The following is a 16042-nucleotide window of genomic DNA, read 5'->3' as shown; positions in this document are numbered from 1 at the left end:
TCGTCTGTTTGGTTTTTCCTGCTGGGTATTGCCGGTAAGGTGAGTAGAATAGAGCCCTTTCCAGTCCACGTGGAGTGAACATAATAATGAAAAAGACGCTGATTGCGGGCTGTGTTCTGGCCCTTTGCAGCACCTCGGCCATGGCCGATACCTGGCGCTTTGCCGCCGGTGCCGATCTCTGGCGCGCCCAAGGGGATGGTCATGTCCAGCGCCAGAGTGCTGATTATGACAACAACTACAACTGGAGCGGTTACCTGCAACTGGAGCACGGCATTATCTTGCTGCCGAATGCCAAGTTTGAAGTGACCGATCTCAGCACCTCGGGCGGTGCCTTCGACAACGAGCTGACCGCCTACGATCTGAGCCTCTACTACCGCCTGTTCAACAACCCGCTGTTTCAGATCGATCTCGGTCTGACCGGCCGCCGTTACGACGGGGATTTCAAGACCACCCACAGCTCCTACAGCGACGAAGTGCTGATGGCTTATGCCGGTACTGAAGTCCGCTTGCCGGGTACCGGTGCCTCTTTGTTCGGTGACGCCCGCGTACACGACAGCGATCACTACGACTACCGCATTGGGGGCGCCTATCAGTTCTCCTCCGTGCCGGTTAAGGTTCGTGCCGGCTGGCGTGATGCCCAGGTCGACGTGAAGAAGGTCGATCAGGGTGTGGACGGCTGGTTCGTCGGCGCCGAGTTCTCCTTCTAAGCAGAGGCAGGGCAGCGATGGTGAGCACCGTAGTAACGGGGGCCGGCTCCGGGCTTGGGCGGGCACTGACCGCAGGTCTGGTGGCCCGTGGGCATCGGGTGGCCATGATGGGGCGCCGTCACGAGAAGTTGCAGGAGCAAGAGCTGCGCTTCGGGGAGCAGGTGATCGGCATCGCGGCCGATCTCTCCCACCTCGAAGAGGTGGAGATGGCCTTCTCGGCCGCCGTCGAGTGGGGCGGGGTGCCTGAGCTGGTGATCCACTGCGCCGGGGTCGGTGAGTTTGGCCCGGTCGGGGTCTATACCGCCGAGCAGATCCGCTCCGTGGTGGAGAACAACCTGGTCTCGACCATTCTGGTGGCCCAGCAGACGGTGCGCCTGCTGGGGCAGAAGGGGGGCGTGCTGGCTTGCGTGCTCTCTTCGGCGGCGCAGGTCGGCAAGGCTAACGAGAGCCTCTATTGCGCCTCCAAGTGGGGGATGCGCGGCTTTCTCGAATCCTTGCGTGCCGAGCTAAAGGGGAGCCCGCTACGGCTGGTTAACCTCTATCCGAGCGGCATTCGTAGTGAATTCTGGGATAGCAGTAACCATGTCGATCCGAGCCGTTTCATGACGCCGGATGATGCGGCCGCTTATATGCTCGATGCGCTGGTCTCGCGGGAGAGCTGCCACGTGACCGATCTCTTCATCGGCCGCAACGATTGATGCTGCTCTCTTATGGTAAAAAACGCCTCCCTCGGGAGGCGTTTTGCTTTTAGGGGGCCTGCCACAGGGTCAGCAGGTAGTCGTGCTCCAGATGGTCACCACCGTGCTGCTGATAGTCATGGCGCTGGGCATTGTTGGTGCGCCAGGCCAGGGGACTGGTGGCAAGCATCAGCGCCCGGCTCTCCTGATCCATGGCCACCTCGAAGTGGCAACGGCTGCGGGCTGCTTCACGTAGGCCGGGTACGCAGGGCCAGGCGGCGGGGTGCTCCCTGGCATCAGGGTTGATATGGCTGCGCAGTTGCCAGTGATGACGTGGCCCTTGGCTAAAGAGCAGCAGCCAGCCACCCGGTGTCAGCAGGGGGGGCAGCGTGTTGAGCCGGGTCTTGGGGGTCGCCTCGAGCAGCAGGGCGGCTGCGCTGCCGGGCAGCAGGGGCGGCTTGCCCGGGTCGGCCAGCACAAACTCAGCACTAGGCTGCGCCTTGGCGGCGGCAAACACGGCGTTCTTGGCGCGCTCGATGCCGATGGTCGTCCAGTCGGGGCGGCGGCCCGCCAGGGCGCGGCAGAGATAGCCCTCACCACAGCCGAGCAGGATCAGTTCACCCCCATCGGCGGGCAACTGATCGGCAATGGCTTCGGTCAGCGGTGCAAGCGCGCCGCTTTCGAGCCAGTGGCGACGGGCACGCATCAGGGCTCGGCTCTCCCCCTCTTTCGGTGAGTGCTTGCCGGGGATGAGGTCAAGGTAGCCCTCGGGGGCCTTGTCGAAGTGGTGCTTGTTATCGCAATAGGCACCGCCAGAGGCGGCATGACGGTGCAGCGGAGCGCGGCATAGGGGGCATTGGAGTTGCATGGGAATTCCGACAAAAAAGGCTGCCTGTGGGCAGCCTTGAGCAATCAGTGACGGTCAGCGGGTACCGAAAACGACAATGGTCTTGCCGTGAGCGGAGATGAGCTCCTGCTCTTCCAGCATCTTCAGGATGCGACCAACGGTCTCGCGGGAGCAGCCGACGATCTGGCCTATCTCCTGGCGGGTGATCTTGATCTGCATGCCATCCGGGTGGGTCATGGCATCCGGCTGGTGAGCCAGGTTGAGCAGGGTCTGAGCAATACGGCCGGTGACGTCGAGGAAGGCCAAGTTGCCCACCTTCTGGCTGGTATGTTGAAGACGCTTGGCCATCTGACCGGAGAGGCGCAGCAGGATTTCCGGGTTGACCTGGATCAGCTGACGGAACTTTTTGTAGGAGATCTCGGCGACTTCACACGACCCCTTGGCACGGACCCAAGCGGTACGCTCCGGGCTCTCGTTCTCCTCAAAAAGCCCCATCTCGCCGATGAAGTCTCCCTGATTGAGATAGGAGAGGATCATCTCCTTGCCTTCGTCATCCTTGATCAGCACGGCCACTGTGCCCTTGACGATGTAGTAGAGGGTCTCCGCCTTCTCGCCTGCATGGATCAGGGTACTCTTGGCCGGGTACTTGTGAATATGGCAATGCGACAGGAACCATTCGAGAGTCGGGTCGCTTTGCGGTTTGCCAATAGCCATGAATCTTCCTCTGTTGATGTTTTGTACATCCTGGTCCCGGCAAGCTTCCGACCTGCCATTCCCTGTGTGTCAGTCGCAGTAGGATAAGAGCCTTTCCCTGTGCTGACAAGGCTCGCCCCGGTCTCGGACGATCTGGCGGGACGAATACGCGGGCATCATTCTAACCTGTTGTTCCTGAATGCATGTTGATTTTGATCTAATCCCTCTCGGAAAGAGGCTCGGGAGGCCATGAGTGGTATGCTATTGCCCCGATTGATACGCAATGAGTGGAGAAGTGCATGAAAGCGGAAGTGACCTGGGTTGATGGCATGAAATTCGTTGGGCAGAGCGAGTCGGGACACAAAATTGTGCTCGATGGCGCCAATCCGGGTGAGGGCCCGAGCCCGATGGAGATGGTGCCGATGGCCATCGGCGGCTGCAGCTCCATCGACGTGGTCTCTATCCTTGAGAAGGGGCGTCAGGCGGTCACCGGTTGCCGGGTCGAGCTGACCACTGAACGCGCCGAGACCGCCCCCCGAGTGTTTAAGAAGATTCATCTGGAGTTTATCGTCACCGGCCACAACCTTGCCGAGAAGCAGGTGGCTCGGGCCGTTGATCTCTCTATGGAGAAGTACTGCTCGGTCTCGTTGATGCTGGAAAAAGCGGTGGAGATCAGCCACGGTTATCGGGTCATCGCGGCCTGATTGGCTGCGTCAGCGCAGAGATAACCGAGTGAAGGGAGTGCATGATGAACAAGGTGATGGTGGTGTTATCCGTGGTGGGGCTGGCTGCCTGTAGCGGCCCCCAGCCGACCCAGTACACGCATAGCCTGTATCAGTGTGGTGACAGGGAACTCAGTGTGACTGAGGACTCCCAGGCCGATACGGTGCAATTTGAGCTAGGCGGTGTCTGGTACAAGTTGCTGAGAGTGGAGTCGAAGGAGGGGCGTAAGTATGCCTTCGGGCTGACCAGCTTCTGGCAACATGGCGATCAGACGATCGTGGCCAATAACAATACCACTCTGCTCACCTGTCACTCCGGCAAGAGCACATAGGCTCGATGCTCCAGACACAACGGCCCGCCAATGCGGGCCGTTGTGTTATTAGCGTGGCAGGCTTTGCAGCAGCGACGCGATCCAGCGCTGGCTGAGGGGGGCGCGCTCATCTTCAGGGACGGCGCGGGCGGTTTCGAGCTGGAGCGAGGCGCTCCATACCGCGGCGCCCGATTGCCTGTCGAGCAGCACGACGGCCAATGAGCCCATCTTGTGCCCGGCCGGCGCAGCAAGGCCTGGCGCCATGCCGAGGCGTCGAAAGAGTTCCCCGTTTTGTACCTCAGTGGCATCGGCCACGCCGATGGCTACCCAGAGATCGGCCTCGGTGATGGGGGCCGCTTGCCACCCCTTGCCTTGCAAACTCTGCTCAACTGCCAGTTGCACCGGCAGAAGCCACCCCTCGGTACGGGGGCCGGCGTATTGGAACTGCTCGGCCATGGCATAGCGCACGGGAGTGGCATAGGGCCATGACGGCGCCGGCCTGACCACCATGCTGCCGCTGGTGGGGGGAGGAAGGGCTGTGCTGCTGCAAGCCGTGAGCAGCAGGGGAAACAACAACAGGGCGAAGCGGCGCATGGGAGCTCCCGGATCAGGTGATCTTGCCTGTTTCAAGTAGTTGCTGGATCAGCGGGCGCAGGATCAGCTCCATCGCAAAGCCCATCTTGCCGCCCGGTACCACTATGGTATTGAGGCGCGACATGAAGCTGCCGTCAATCATCGACAACAGATAAGGGAAGTCGACGTTCTTGATGCCACGAAAGCGGATCACCAGCATGCTCTCGTCGAGGCTCGGGATCACCTTGGCGCTGAACGGGTTGGAGGTGTCGACCGTCGGCACGCGCTGGAAGTTGATGTGAGTGCGCGAGAACTGGGGGGTGATGAAGTTGATGTAGTCATCCATGGAGCGGACGATGGAGTCGGTCACCGCTTCACGCGAGTGGCCGCGCTCCGAGGTGTCGCGGATGAGCTTTTGGATCCACTCCAGGTTGACGATGGGCACCACGCCGATAAGAAAGTCCACGTGGCGCGCCACGTTGTGCTCCTCGGTGACGACGGCGCCATGCAGTCCTTCATAAAACAGCAGATCGGTCGGCTCAGGCAGGCTCTGCCAGGGGGTGAAGGTGCCCGGCATCTGGTTGAACGGCACCGCCTCATCGAAGCTGTGCAGATAGCGGCGATACTGGCCGCTGCCACTTTGGCCGTACTCCTGGAAAAACTGCTCGAGCAGCGCGAAGTCGTTGGCCTCGGGGCCGAAGTAGCTGATGTGGCGCCCCTGCTCGCGCGCCTTACGAATGGCCACATCCATCTCAGGACGGGTGTAGCGGTGAAAGCTGTCCCCTTCCACCACGGCGGCCTGATAACCGAGCTGGTGGAACATGGAGCGAAAGGCGGTGGTCGTGGTGCTGGTGCCTGCGCCGGAGGAACCGGTCACGGCAATGATAGGGTGTTTGGCCGACATGGGGGATCCTCTTCCTTGACCCCACCGTTATACGGGGTCGGCCGGAAAATGGTCAAGCTTCCCTGGGAAAGCGATCGCTCGGCACTATGTCGACTGTCTCATGCAACTCGCTGTAGACAATCACGGCGCTACCGCTTTGCAACTGGTTGTGCACGGCGGCCACCTTTTCGGTCAGGCTGATCTCCTGCTCGCCATAGTCGGTGCCTTCGCGCAGGACAAACGCTTCGATGAGATTGTTCAGCGTCTGTGGATCAAGTGACTGCCAGGGGACTATCATGGGGGCTCCTATCGTAGTGAGCTGATAATGCGTTGGCTATTGTTGGTGTTAGCCAACGAAGTGCAACCTGTTTTTCTCTATTCAAGGTTTCAGTCCATGCTCTCTTTCGAGAAGCGGCGCGCACCGCTGCACTAGATTGGCCCCTTGAAGATCCAGACACTTCGCCCCTCTTAACTTAAGAGGTAGTCTTGGAGCTATGTTCAGTACTAGTCACAACGAGAAGATGGTCGAAGTGTTAACAGGGGCCGAGCGCCGTCGACGCCGGACTCCACAAGAAAAGATCGCCATCGTGCAGCAGACCTTTGAGCCCGGGATGACCGTCTCTCATGTTGCTCGCTTGCACGACGTCAACGCAAACCAGCTTTTCAAATGGCGTAAGCAATTCCAAGAAGGGTCTCTCACGGCGATCACCGCCGGTGAGGATGTTGTTCCTGCTTCCGAGTTGGCTGCTGCCATCAAGCAGATCCGAGAGCTTCAGCGTCTGCTCGGGAAGAAGACCATGGAGAACGAGATCCTCAAAGAAGCCGTGGAGTATGGTCGAGCAAAAAAATGGATTGCGCATGCGCCCTTGTTGCCGGGGGACGACGATTAAGTGCTGTGAGCCAGGCTCTTAATGTATCGCGTGCGCAGCTATCCGTTCGTGTTCATCGAAAACCGGGTTGGCAAGATGGTCGTCATCATCGCCAGCGTGATGATGCAGCCTTACTTGGCCGTATCATGGAGGCGATGGCAGAGCTTCCCTCCTATGGCTATCGCCGGGTCTGGGCGCTGTTACGGCGTCAGTCTGAGGCAACAGAACAACCTGTGGTAAACGCTAAGCGGGTATATCGCGTCATGCGCGAACATGGCTTGCTGCTGGAAAGAAAACCAGCTGCACCATTGGCCCAGCAGGCACATAAGGGGCGTGTTGCCGTCAAGGAGAGCAATCGACGGTGGTGCTCAGATGGCTTCGAGTTTCGCTGCGATAACGGTGAAAAACTACGTGTCACGTTCGCCATGGATTGCTGCGATAGGGAAGCGTTGGACTGGGCGGCCAGTACTGGGGGTTACGATAGTGACACTGTGCAAGATGTCATGCTGAGGTCTGTCGAACATCGCTTTGGGGATTCGTTGCCGGCATCACCGGTGGAGTGGCTGACTGATAATGGCTCGGCGTATCGAGCCCATGAGACCCGCGCGTTTGCACGAGAAATCGGGTTGGAGCCCAGAACGACAGCAGTGAGAAGCCCACAGAGTAACGGTATAGCGGAGAGCTTCGTGAAGACGATGAAGCGAGACTATATCGAGATGATGCCAAAACCGGATAGCCGAACAGCGGTAGGCAATTTGGCTATCGCGTTTGAGCATTATAACGAGCACCACCCGCACAGCGCCTTGGGATACCGTTCACCACGGGAATTTCTGCGCAGTCGGGTATCACAACCCTAAGCGGGAAAAAGTGTCTGGACCTATGGGGTCAAATCCATGCACTTCTCCTTTCACCTTGAACAGGCACAGCGCCAAGCGCTGAACCGCGGCCTTATCTGGTTGTGGTGCATCAGTCTGTTGGCCATCCTGTTTCTGGCTTGTCGTTACCATGCCTATCTGGGGGCGGGGATGATACTGACCGAGCGGCTGCCCTGGTCCTTCCCCCAGCAATTGGGCCTCACCTTGTTGCAGCAACTCTCCCTGCCCATCGGCTGGTTCGCGATCACCCGCCTGACCCACCGGCGCTGGCGTGCCTGCATATTGCTGTTGAGCGTGCTGTGGAGCCTGGGGTGGGTCGGGATTGGCTACTCCATCGGAGTGCTAGAGCTGCGTGGTGGCGCCAGCCTCACCAACAGCTATATCAATGTCATCTTGGTGATGGCGCTCATCGCTTTCTATCCCGATGGCCGTCTCTTTTATGCCTTCGTTACCCCCCTGCTGCTGTTTCAGCTCAGTGAGCACCTGTTTCACTCCTTCGCCTTTGTCTGGTTGCATCTGCTGGCCGTCAGTTTCGTGCTGGTGATATTGGAGGCCGGGCGCCGCCTGTTACACGACTGGTTTCGATTGGCTGTGCGTAACGAGGTCGAGAACCTGCGGCTGGCCCGCCGACTCGAGGTGCAGGCCAACATGGATGAGTTGACCCGGGTTGCCAATCGCCGCCACTTCAATCGCGCGTTGAACAAGGCGATGGCACTGAGCCGGCGCCATCGGTTGCCACTGAGCGTCATCCTCAGCGACGTGGATTACTTCAAACGCTACAACGACCACTATGGCCACCAAGCCGGTGATGCCTGTCTCAAGGAAGTGGCGCAGCAGCTACAAAGCTCGGTGCGAAAGGATGAGGATCTGGTGGCCCGCTATGGTGGCGAGGAGTTTGTCATCCTATTGCCAGGCATGACGGCCGATGAGGCGGGTGAGGTTGCTCGCCGAGTCCGCGAGCAGTTAGCGTGTCTGGCGCTTGAGCACGTCGGCTCCCTGGTGGCCCCAGTGGTGACCCTGAGCCAGGGGGTGGCCGAGTATCAGCCGGGGGAGGGGGAGGATGCGTTCTTGCAGCGGGCCGATGAGGCACTTTACGCCGTCAAGGAGGCGGGGCGTGATGGCTATCGACTGGCCGCTCTGCCAACCAGCGACTGACTCGCTCTTCAAGCCAGTAGCGAGGCTGCCACGGAGTGCCATGTAGAAAACCGACGTGGCCCCCGTGGCGGCTCAGTTCGAGACGAACCTGGGAGGAGATCTCCCCCGGCTGCGGGATGACGCTCTGATCCATGAAGGGATCGTCGACGGCATGGATCAGCAGGGTCGGGATGGCGATATGGCGCAGCAGTGGCAGTCCGGAGCAGCGGCGATAGTAGTCGTCGGCGTTGCGAAAGCCGTGCAGGGGGGCCGTGACCTGCTCGTCGAAATCCCGCAAGGTGCGGATGGCGCGGATCTGTTCGCGGCTCCAGTGGTCGCGGGCATGGGCAAGGGTCTCGCGTTTGACCAGTAGGTTGCCGCGCAGGCTGCGTAGCAGGTACTCCTGATAGACCCGTGAGAAACCGCGGCCCACCCGTTCACTGCAAGCCGCCAGTTGCAGCGGGGCAGAGATCACCATGGCGCCGCGCAGCGGTAAATCGGGGTGGCGGGCCAGCACATTGATCAGCATGTTACCGCCGAGGGACCAGCCGATAGCCAGCAAGGGACGAGCGGGGTAGCGTTGATGCAGGGTGCGCAGCAAGAAGGCGGCGTCTTCAGTGGCGCCCGAGTGGTAGGCTTGCAACTGGCGGTTGGGCTCACCGCTACAGCCGCGAAAGTGCATCAGTACGGCATCCTGTTCTTGGCGGGCTAGATGCGCCAGCATCCCTTTGGCGTAGTGGGAGTGGACGTTTCCCTCCAGCCCGTGAAACAGGACAAGCAGCGGAGTCATCCCCCCTTCGCTGGGTCGGCGGTTCCAGGCCAGATCGATGAAATCCCCATCCGGTAGTTCGAGACGCTCAGCCTCAAAGCAGGCCGGTGCGCGTCGCAGCCATTTTGGCAATATGGTCTGTAAGTGGGCGTTGCGGGCCCACCATGGGGCCCGGAAATCGCTCTCGACGATCACGGGGTTCCCCGCAGATTCTTGTGGTGCTCAGCGCCGCGCAGCATCGCCTGCACCAGCTCGTTGGCGGCAAACTTGGTGAGTGCCTCGTGGGCTCCGACCTGGTGGGCGCGCTCGACGCTGATCTCACTTGAAAGGGAGGTGTGCAGGATGATGTAGGCACCGGCCAGCTTAGCGTCGCTTTGCACCTCGAAGGCCAGCTCGTAGCCGTCGAGCCCCGGCATCTCAATGTCGCTGACCAGGATGTCAATGGGGGTGCCTCGTTCGGCGGCCTGCTTCATGCGCTCAAACGCATCGTTGCCGTTGCTGCACACCTGATAGGGGATGTTGATGTAATCCAACGCCGCCGTTAGCTGTTTGCGGGCCACCGCCGAGTCATCGACCAGCAGGATCTGCATGGGTTTCAAAATCTCGCGCTGCACATCGGTCAGCAGGGGGTAGAGGTGCTCGGGATCGTCGGGGAAGACGCGCGAGAGGATCAGCTCGACATCGAGTAGCTGGACCAGTTGTTCGCCAATGCGGGTGACGCCGGTCACGAAGATGTTGTGGCCGAGGCTGGGGGGCGGCGAGACGATGTCGCGCCAGTTGCACTCGCAGATGCGCTCGATACCGCGCACCAAAAATCCCACCAAGGTGCGACGGCAGTCGGTGATGATGATGAAGCAGCGTGAATACTCATCAGGGGTGATGGGGCGGTAGCCGATGGCCCGCGCCATGTCGATGATCGGCAGCGTCTGGCCGCGCAGGCTGACGGCACCGAGTACGGTATGGTGCGATTGAGGAATGGCGGTCAGTGGGGTGAAGGGCACAATTTCCTTCACCTTGAGCGTACCGATAGCAAATCGCTGTTGCTGGGTTAGGCGGAAAAGCAGCATCCCTTGCGACTGGTTAGCCTTGCTTTTCATAGTCGATACCCCGTTGAGTCATGAAAGAGGGAGAAGTCATGGCCGGATGAGATTGACGACCGACCACCCGCTTGATTATCGGCCGTTTTTTAATTTGCTAGAGAGGTTAGCAGGTGCACCAGAAATTAAGCTCGTCCTGCCAGGCTGACTCATTGCCATAGCCGAGCTGGGCCACCACCTGCGTCAGTGGATTACCCCCCTTGAGCAGGCGATCGGCGCGGATCAGCCGCCACTGCGCCGCCAGTGCGGCCAGCTCTTCGCTCACCTCCTGCGGCGCGATACCTTGCCGAAGCGCTTGCCACTCCTGTTGCAGCGCGCTGTAGGGGGGCTGTGTGCTCAGCTCATGCTGCTGCAATTCGTCGGCCAGCACCCGCAGCCGGTCGCCGTAGGCGCCTTGCCATTCGGGCTCGCGTGTCCAGTCGGTCAGCGTATCTAGCAGGGCCTTGAGCAGTGGCGTTGCATGCAACCAGCCGGATTGGCTGGGCTGGGGATGGCGCAAAGAGAGCAGGAGCTCTTGCCAGCGGCAGTCACGCAGGGGAATGAAGGTGGCCAAGCAGTCGGCCGGCAGCCAGAAGAGGGCGCCCGGCGAGAGCAGTTGTTCGTGGCTACCAAGGCGCAGCAGTGCCATGCCATGAGTGATGTGCAGTAGGCGCCCCTGCGGCAGGCGCTGGCGTTTGCCGAAATGCAGAGCAGCGACGTGATGAGCATGAAATTCGATGGCGTAATGCATGGACAAACCCTGATATGATGCTGCCGGGAGGTAATCGATATGGAAACGAAACGTAAAAAACGCTTCATCGCCGGGGCGGTGTGTCCCGCCTGTAGCCGGCAAGACACCATGATGCTGTATCTGGAGCATGGAGTCGAGAAGGTGACCTGCATCGAGTGTGGCGACACTCAGGTGCGCCCAACCGACGAGGTAACCCAGGCAACCCGTGAGGCTGAACAGGTGATCGGCGTCTTCCGTCCCTGACATTCCGTAGGCGTGGCCGGGGATTTGAGTTATCCTTGGGCCGTTTTTTAACTCTGCAGGATCCCTGACATGAAAGTTGCTCCCCTGAGCGTGGTTACGCTGGAATACACCGTCACCGACGAGCACGGTGAAGTGATCGATAGCACCGTCGGCAAAGAGCCGCTGGTCTACATGCACGGCACCCGTTATCTGGTCTCCGGTCTGGAGGCTGCACTGGAAGGCCGCGCCGTGGGTGATGCCTTTGAGGTGACCCTGGCCCCGCAGCAGGCCTATGGCGAGTACGACGAGGCGCTGGTGCAGGAAGTGCCCGGCGAGCTGTTTGACGGCATGGAAGTGTCCGAAGGTGACACCTTCGTGGCCGAAACTGACGACGGCCATCGCCCGGTGACCGTGGTGGAAGTGACCGAGAACACCGTCAAGGTGGATGGCAACCATCCGCTGGCGGGCGTGACTCTGGGCTTCAAGGTCGAGATCAAGGACGTGCGTCCGGCGACCGCTGAAGAGCTGGCTCATGGCCATGTGCACGGTGCCGGTGGCTGTGGCGGTCATCACGACCACGACCACGACCACGATCATGACCACGGCGGCTGCTGTGGCGGTGGTCATCACCATCACGACGACGACGCCGGCAACGGTGGTTGCTGTGGCGGCGGCGGTTGCGGTGGCAAGGGCCACCACCACTGATTGCCGCTTATGGCATAAAAAAAGCCCGCATCATGCGGGCTTTTTTGTGGCCGTTTCAGTAGTGGGGCGGCGGGGTCTCTTCGGCCATGCTGGCGACCTGGGTCGGTTGCATCGCCTTAAATTTATCGGCCAGTAGCAGGATCTGCTGGCGAACCTTGTCCAGTTCGCGCCCCTGTAACGTGACCTCCTCGTTGAGCTGCTCCACCGTGTATTCGGCATAGGCCAGACGGGTTTCCAGGGTTTCGATGCGTTCGAGCAACTGCTGCTTTTCCATAACCTTCCTTTACTTGATGCTCCATGTTTCGGCGTAGCCGCTGGAGCTGAGCGTGATAACCCGGCTATTGTCGCGCAAAGCGATGCCATAGACCACCGAGCTGGAGGGGCGTGCCGAGGGGCGGGGGGCTACCCGCCACTGCCGCAGTTGTGCGCCATCGCTGACCCGCCACAACGCCGCCTGGCGCGAGGGAGAGCCGGTCAGTAGCCACTGCCCTTGGTTGGCAAAGCGCGCCGCACTGTAGATCTCCTGGCGATGCTCCATTTGCAGGCGGCTTATCTCTTTGCCGCTGGTCAGATCCCAGAGGATGGCCTGCCCCATGCTGCTGGCGGTGAAGGCGCTACGCCCGGACGGATCAAGACGGACCATGGTGACCCGGCTGGCGTGGTTGAAGCGGTGGATGACCTGGCCGCTTTGGGTATCCCACAGATAGGCGCTGTAGTCGTTGCCGCCGGTCAGCGCATAGCGGCCATTGGCGGAGAGATCCACCGAGTTGATCGGCTCGGTGTGGCCGAGAAATTGCAGCCGGCGGCCGCTGTGTAAATCGACAAACTCGGCTTTGCCATCCTCGCGGCCGATCAGCACGGCGCGGGCGCTGTCGCTGACGGCGATGTCGCGCAGGCGCGACTCGGGTAGGGAATAAAAGCCGAGCGAACGGCCATTGGCCAGGCTCCAGAGGCCGAAAGTGGTCGGGGTGGCGGTGACTGCTTGTGCGCCGGATGGCGAAAAGCGTCCGACAAATGTGGCCTCATCTTCGTTTTGCGCCAGTTGCCAGCGATAGCGCTGGCGCTGGTTTTGCAAATTCCATACCGTCACCCCCTGGCTCACTCCAGAGAGCAGGGCCGTGGAGGCATCGGCCGTGATATCGGCGGTGAGCGTGCCCTCTTCGGAGAGGCGCACGGAGTGCAGGGCTGGCGAGCCATTTTCACTGCATCCTGACAACAGCAGGAGCAGTAGTAAAAAGGGAAGGGCACTTTTTCGCATTTTTCCTGTCTCATGCTTTTGTTCGCCCGAATTCGGGGGTTAGTATAAGGCGTTTGTGAACATAAACCTCTCATTTCAAGAAGGAATCGAGAGCGGGTTTTACGTTTTGGAGAAACTGATGAACAAATTTCTGAAGGTGTCCCTGCTGGCGGCAGCCGTATCTGTGGGTCTGACCGCATGCCAGAAGGACGAGAAGCCGGCTGCTGCTGCCGAAACCAAGACCGAAGCCGCCAAGCCGGCAGAAGGCACCAAGGGCGCAGCCAAGAGCTTTGAAGAGCAATCCGGCTACGCCATCGGCCTCTCCATGGGGCGCTACATCGCCAACACCTTGGAGCGTCAGCAGGAGCTGGGTATCCAGCTGGACCACGACGTTATCCTCAAGGGGGTGACCGATGGCCTGACCAAGAAGGCCGACATGAGCGATGAGGATATCCAGAAGTCCTTGCAGGCTTATGATGCCAAGATCAACGAACTCTCCAAGGCCAAGGCTGAGAAAGATGCGGCCGAAAACCTGAAGAAGGGTGAAGCCTTCCTGGCCGATAATGCCAAGAAGGAAGGGGTGAAGAGCACCGAATCTGGCCTGCAATACCAGGTTGAGAAGATGGGCGAGGGCGCCAAGCCCAAGGCCACTGACATCGTCAAGGTGCACTACACCGGTACCCTGCTCGATGGCACCAAGTTCGACAGCTCCGTCGACCGTGGCGAGCCGGCCACCTTCCCGCTCAACCAGGTGATCCCGGGTTGGACCGAAGGCGTGCAGCTGATGCCGGTCGGCTCCAAGTTCAAGTTCTTCCTGCCGTCCAAGCTGGCCTACGGTGAGCACGGTGCGGGCTCCATCCCGGCCAACTCCGTACTGGTGTTCGACGTTGAGCTGCTCTCTATCGAGAAGCCGGCCGCCGAAGAGGCCAAGGAACCCGCCAAGAAGTAAGCATTGGCGCGAGTTTTCCTAATTAAGACAGGGCCTTCGGGCCCTGTTTTGTTTGGGGCAAGGGGTGCTACACTGCCGCTCTTCGCTCCGCCGTAGCAAGGAGACAGGATGAGCTGGGATTGGGGGATCGATCTGGGCGGCACCAAGATGGAGTGTGTGGTGCTGGACGGTGACGCCGTGGTGCTGCGTGAACGCCAGCCGACACCGCGTGACACCGGTTATCAGGGCATTGTCGATGCCATCATTGCGCTGGTTGAGCGCTGCGCCGTCGCGCTGGGTCGCCGCCCCGAGCAGCTCGGCATGGGGACGCCGGGAGCCCGCGATCCGCAGACCGGGGTGATGAAAAACTGCAACACCACCGAACTCAACGGCCGCCCCCTCAAAGAGGATCTCGAGGCGCGCCTCGGCATTCCCGTTTTTATCGCCAACGATGCCAACTGCTTCGCCCTGGCCGAGACCCATCTCGGCGCGGTGCGGGCGGGCAACCCCGAGGCGCGGGTGGTGTTTGGCATCATTATGGGCACCGGGGTGGGGGCCGGCATCGTCATCAACGGCCAGATCCTCAACGGCCATCACGGCATCGCCGGGGAGTGGGGCCACAATGTGCTCTCTCCCGATGGCCCCGAGTGCTATTGCGGCAAGCGTGGCTGTGTCGAGACCTTCCTCTCCGGCCCTGCGCTTGAGGCCTGGTACCGGGACAAGAGCAAACGCCGACTCAGCCTGCCCCAGATTGCTGCCGCCGCAGCGCACGATCACACGGCGCGCCAGACCCTCGATCGCCTGCATCGGCTGTTTGGTCAGGCCATCGCTAACGTGGTCAACATCCTCGATCCTGACGTCATTGTCATCGGCGGTGGGGTCGGTAATATCGACAGCCTCTATACGGCAGGCCGCGAGAGCGTGCTCCCCTACCTGTTCAATCCCCGTTTCACCACCCCTATCATCAGGCCCGCTCTGGGCGACAGCGCCGGTGTGTTCGGCGCCGCCCTGCTGGCCCGCGGTACTTTCAAGGAGGCCCTGCTCGGATGATCCGCATCGCCATCAATGGCTATGGCCGTATTGGCCGCAACGTGCTGCGCGCGCTCTACGAGAGCGGGCGCGACAAGAACATCAAGATTGTCGCCATCAACGAGCTGGCGGCCCCTGAGGCCATGGTGCACTTGACCCGTTATGACACCAGTCACGGCCGCTTCCACCATCCGGTACAACTGGCGGGCAGCAGCATGCTGGTGGGGGAGGATCTCATCTCCCTGTTTGCCGAGCGGGATCCGGCGAACCTGCCCTGGCGCGCCCTCAAGGTGGATGTGGTGCTCGATTGCACCGGGGTATTCGGTTCGCGCGCCGATGCCGAAAAGCATCTGGCGGCGGGGGCGGGCAAGGTGCTGTTCTCCCATCCGGCCGATGCCGATGTGGATGCCACCGTGGTCTACGGGGTTAACCATCACACCCTGACCGGAGGGGAACGGATCGTCTCGAACGCCTCCTGTACCACCAATTGCGTGGTGCCTGTTATCGAAACATTGCATCGAGAATTTGAGATAAATTGTGGTACTATTACGACAATTCATTCGGCCATGCATGACCAGCAGGTGATCGACGCCTACCACAGCGATCTGCGCCGTACCCGTGCTGCCAGCCAGTCCATCATCCCGGTGGATACCAAGCTGGCCAAGGGGTTGGAGCGTATCCTGCCCCACTTCGCGGGCAAGTTCGAGGCGATCGCGGTAAGGGTGCCCACCATCAACGTCACCGCGATGGATTTGAGCATCACGGTACGAAAAAAAGTGTCGGTTTCTGACGTAAATCAAGCCCTCAAGCGGGCATCCAGAGGTACATTAGCGGGCATTCTGGACTATACCGAAGAGCCACTGGTCTCCGTCGATTTCAATCATGATGCCCACTCGTGCATCATTGACGGTACCCAGACCCGGGTGAGCGATGCCAACCTCGTCAAGATGTTGATGTGGTGTGATAACGAATGGGGCTTCGCCAACCGCATGCTGGATACCACCCGGGCCATGATGGCCGCAGGCTGAGCCTGC

21 protein-coding genes are annotated in these 16042 nt (G+C 60.5%); 11 read left to right on the top strand and 10 right to left on the bottom strand.

All coding sequences use genetic code 11. The features are described 5' to 3' along the window. Positions 1–86 precede the first annotated feature (86 nt). Together FE240_RS13240 and FE240_RS13235 are read left to right on the top strand one after the other, a co-directional pair. Positions 87–707, top strand: coding sequence for a TIGR04219 family outer membrane beta-barrel protein (locus tag FE240_RS13240; protein WP_193001553.1), 621 nt, complete (start codon positions 87–89; stop codon positions 705–707). A gap of 17 nt (positions 708–724) precedes the next feature. Then, on the top strand, positions 725–1405 hold the full coding sequence (locus tag FE240_RS13235; protein ID WP_193001551.1) for an SDR family NAD(P)-dependent oxidoreductase: 681 nt from the start codon (positions 725–727) through the stop codon (positions 1403–1405). 49 nt (positions 1406–1454) lie between these two features. On the opposite strand, the gene FE240_RS13230 is transcribed toward FE240_RS13235, so the two are convergent. Beyond that, a complete protein-coding gene (locus tag FE240_RS13230) occupies positions 1455–2252 on the bottom strand; it encodes a putative RNA methyltransferase (protein WP_193001549.1) in 798 nt (265 codons plus the stop codon). A gap of 54 nt (positions 2253–2306) precedes the next feature. Then, complete coding sequence (gene crp / locus FE240_RS13225) at positions 2307–2945, bottom strand: cAMP-activated global transcriptional regulator CRP (protein ID WP_193001547.1); 639 nt, start codon at positions 2943–2945, stop codon at positions 2307–2309. Positions 2946–3223: 278 nt separating this feature from the next. On the opposite strand from crp, the gene FE240_RS13220 reads away from it, so the two are divergent. Both FE240_RS13220 and FE240_RS13215 read left to right on the top strand, forming a co-directional pair. Next, positions 3224–3628, top strand: coding sequence for an OsmC family protein (locus FE240_RS13220; protein WP_193001545.1), 405 nt, complete (start codon positions 3224–3226; stop codon positions 3626–3628). Between the two features lie 41 nt (positions 3629–3669). Next, the gene (locus FE240_RS13215; RefSeq protein ID WP_226798822.1) at positions 3670–3978 is read left to right on the top strand and encodes an MliC family protein; all 309 of its coding nucleotides are present in this window, start codon (positions 3670–3672) and stop codon (positions 3976–3978) included. Between the two features lie 48 nt (positions 3979–4026). Here FE240_RS13215 and FE240_RS13210 read toward each other — a convergent pair whose 3' ends face one another. Genes FE240_RS13210 through FE240_RS13200 form a run of 3 tightly spaced genes read right to left on the bottom strand, consistent with a single transcriptional unit; the run spans position 4027 to position 5711 of the window. Further along, on the bottom strand, positions 4027–4551 hold the full coding sequence (locus FE240_RS13210; RefSeq protein WP_193001543.1) for a DUF4136 domain-containing protein: 525 nt from the start codon (positions 4549–4551) through the stop codon (positions 4027–4029). Positions 4552–4564: 13 nt separating this feature from the next. Next, positions 4565–5434, bottom strand: coding sequence for a phosphoribulokinase (locus FE240_RS13205; protein ID WP_042046431.1), 870 nt, complete (start codon positions 5432–5434; stop codon positions 4565–4567). Between the two features lie 52 nt (positions 5435–5486). After that, a complete protein-coding gene (locus tag FE240_RS13200) occupies positions 5487–5711 on the bottom strand; it encodes a YheU family protein (protein WP_193001540.1) in 225 nt (74 codons plus the stop codon). A gap of 223 nt (positions 5712–5934) precedes the next feature. Between FE240_RS13200 and FE240_RS13195 the strand changes: the two genes are divergently transcribed. Continuing rightward, a protein-coding gene (locus FE240_RS13195; protein WP_102948393.1) for an IS3 family transposase occupies positions 5935–7139 on the top strand; the annotation gives its coding sequence in 2 pieces (ribosomal slippage) (positions 5935–6253 and positions 6253–7139; 1206 coding nt in all). A 36-nt stretch (positions 7140–7175) separates the two neighbouring features. Next, positions 7176–8312, top strand: a complete 1137-nt coding sequence (locus FE240_RS13190; protein WP_193001538.1) for a GGDEF domain-containing protein — start codon at positions 7176–7178, stop codon at positions 8310–8312. On the opposite strand, the gene FE240_RS13185 is transcribed toward FE240_RS13190, so the two are convergent. The 3 genes from FE240_RS13185 to FE240_RS13175 all read right to left on the bottom strand — a co-directional run bounded on the left by FE240_RS13185 (position 8257) and on the right by FE240_RS13175 (position 10887). Next, positions 8257–9255, bottom strand: a complete 999-nt coding sequence (locus tag FE240_RS13185) for a hydrolase (protein WP_193001536.1) — start codon at positions 9253–9255, stop codon at positions 8257–8259. The genes FE240_RS13190 and FE240_RS13185 overlap by 56 nt on opposite strands. After that, positions 9252–10157, bottom strand: a complete 906-nt coding sequence (locus FE240_RS13180; protein WP_193001534.1) for a chemotaxis protein — start codon at positions 10155–10157, stop codon at positions 9252–9254. The genes FE240_RS13185 and FE240_RS13180 overlap by 4 nt, the downstream gene beginning before the upstream one ends. Positions 10158–10263: 106 nt before the next feature. Next, positions 10264–10887: an AraC family ligand binding domain-containing protein gene (locus tag FE240_RS13175; RefSeq protein ID WP_193001532.1), complete on the bottom strand. Its 624-nt coding sequence runs from the start codon at positions 10885–10887 to the stop codon at positions 10264–10266. Between the two features lie 39 nt (positions 10888–10926). Between FE240_RS13175 and FE240_RS13170 the strand changes: the two genes are divergently transcribed. Together FE240_RS13170 and slyD are read left to right on the top strand one after the other, a co-directional pair. Further along, positions 10927–11130: a YheV family putative zinc ribbon protein gene (locus FE240_RS13170; protein ID WP_042046425.1), complete on the top strand. Its 204-nt coding sequence runs from the start codon at positions 10927–10929 to the stop codon at positions 11128–11130. Between the two features lie 69 nt (positions 11131–11199). Next, positions 11200–11814 carry a peptidylprolyl isomerase gene (gene slyD, locus FE240_RS13165; protein WP_193001530.1) on the top strand — a complete coding sequence of 205 codons (615 nt, stop codon included), beginning with the start codon at positions 11200–11202 and terminating at the stop codon, positions 11812–11814. A 55-nt stretch (positions 11815–11869) separates the two neighbouring features. On the opposite strand, the gene FE240_RS13160 is transcribed toward slyD, so the two are convergent. Together FE240_RS13160 and FE240_RS13155 are read right to left on the bottom strand one after the other, a co-directional pair. After that, a complete protein-coding gene (locus FE240_RS13160) occupies positions 11870–12088 on the bottom strand; it encodes a SlyX family protein (protein ID WP_042046422.1) in 219 nt (72 codons plus the stop codon). A 9-nt stretch (positions 12089–12097) separates the two neighbouring features. Further along, positions 12098–13072 (bottom strand): WD40 repeat domain-containing protein, encoded by a 975-nt coding sequence (locus FE240_RS13155; protein ID WP_193001528.1) that lies wholly within the window; start codon positions 13070–13072, stop codon positions 12098–12100. Positions 13073–13190: 118 nt separating this feature from the next. Between FE240_RS13155 and fkpA the strand changes: the two genes are divergently transcribed. The 3 genes from fkpA (at position 13191) to epd (ending at position 16036) form a co-directional block, all read left to right on the top strand. Further along, positions 13191–14000, top strand: a complete 810-nt coding sequence (gene fkpA, locus FE240_RS13150) for an FKBP-type peptidyl-prolyl cis-trans isomerase (RefSeq protein ID WP_193001526.1) — start codon at positions 13191–13193, stop codon at positions 13998–14000. A 108-nt stretch (positions 14001–14108) separates the two neighbouring features. Continuing rightward, a complete protein-coding gene (locus tag FE240_RS13145; protein ID WP_193001524.1) occupies positions 14109–15029 on the top strand; it encodes an ROK family protein in 921 nt (306 codons plus the stop codon). Next, on the top strand, positions 15026–16036 hold the full coding sequence (epd, locus tag FE240_RS13140; RefSeq protein ID WP_042046416.1) for an erythrose-4-phosphate dehydrogenase: 1011 nt from the start codon (positions 15026–15028) through the stop codon (positions 16034–16036). Before FE240_RS13145 ends, epd begins: the two co-directional genes overlap by 4 nt. Positions 16037–16042 lie beyond the last annotated feature (6 nt).

It is taken from the genome of Aeromonas simiae, from assembly GCF_014892695.1.
Taxonomy (GTDB): Bacteria; Pseudomonadota; Gammaproteobacteria; order Enterobacterales; family Aeromonadaceae; genus Aeromonas; species Aeromonas simiae.
This window is presented reverse-complemented; position numbering and strand designations above follow the sequence as displayed.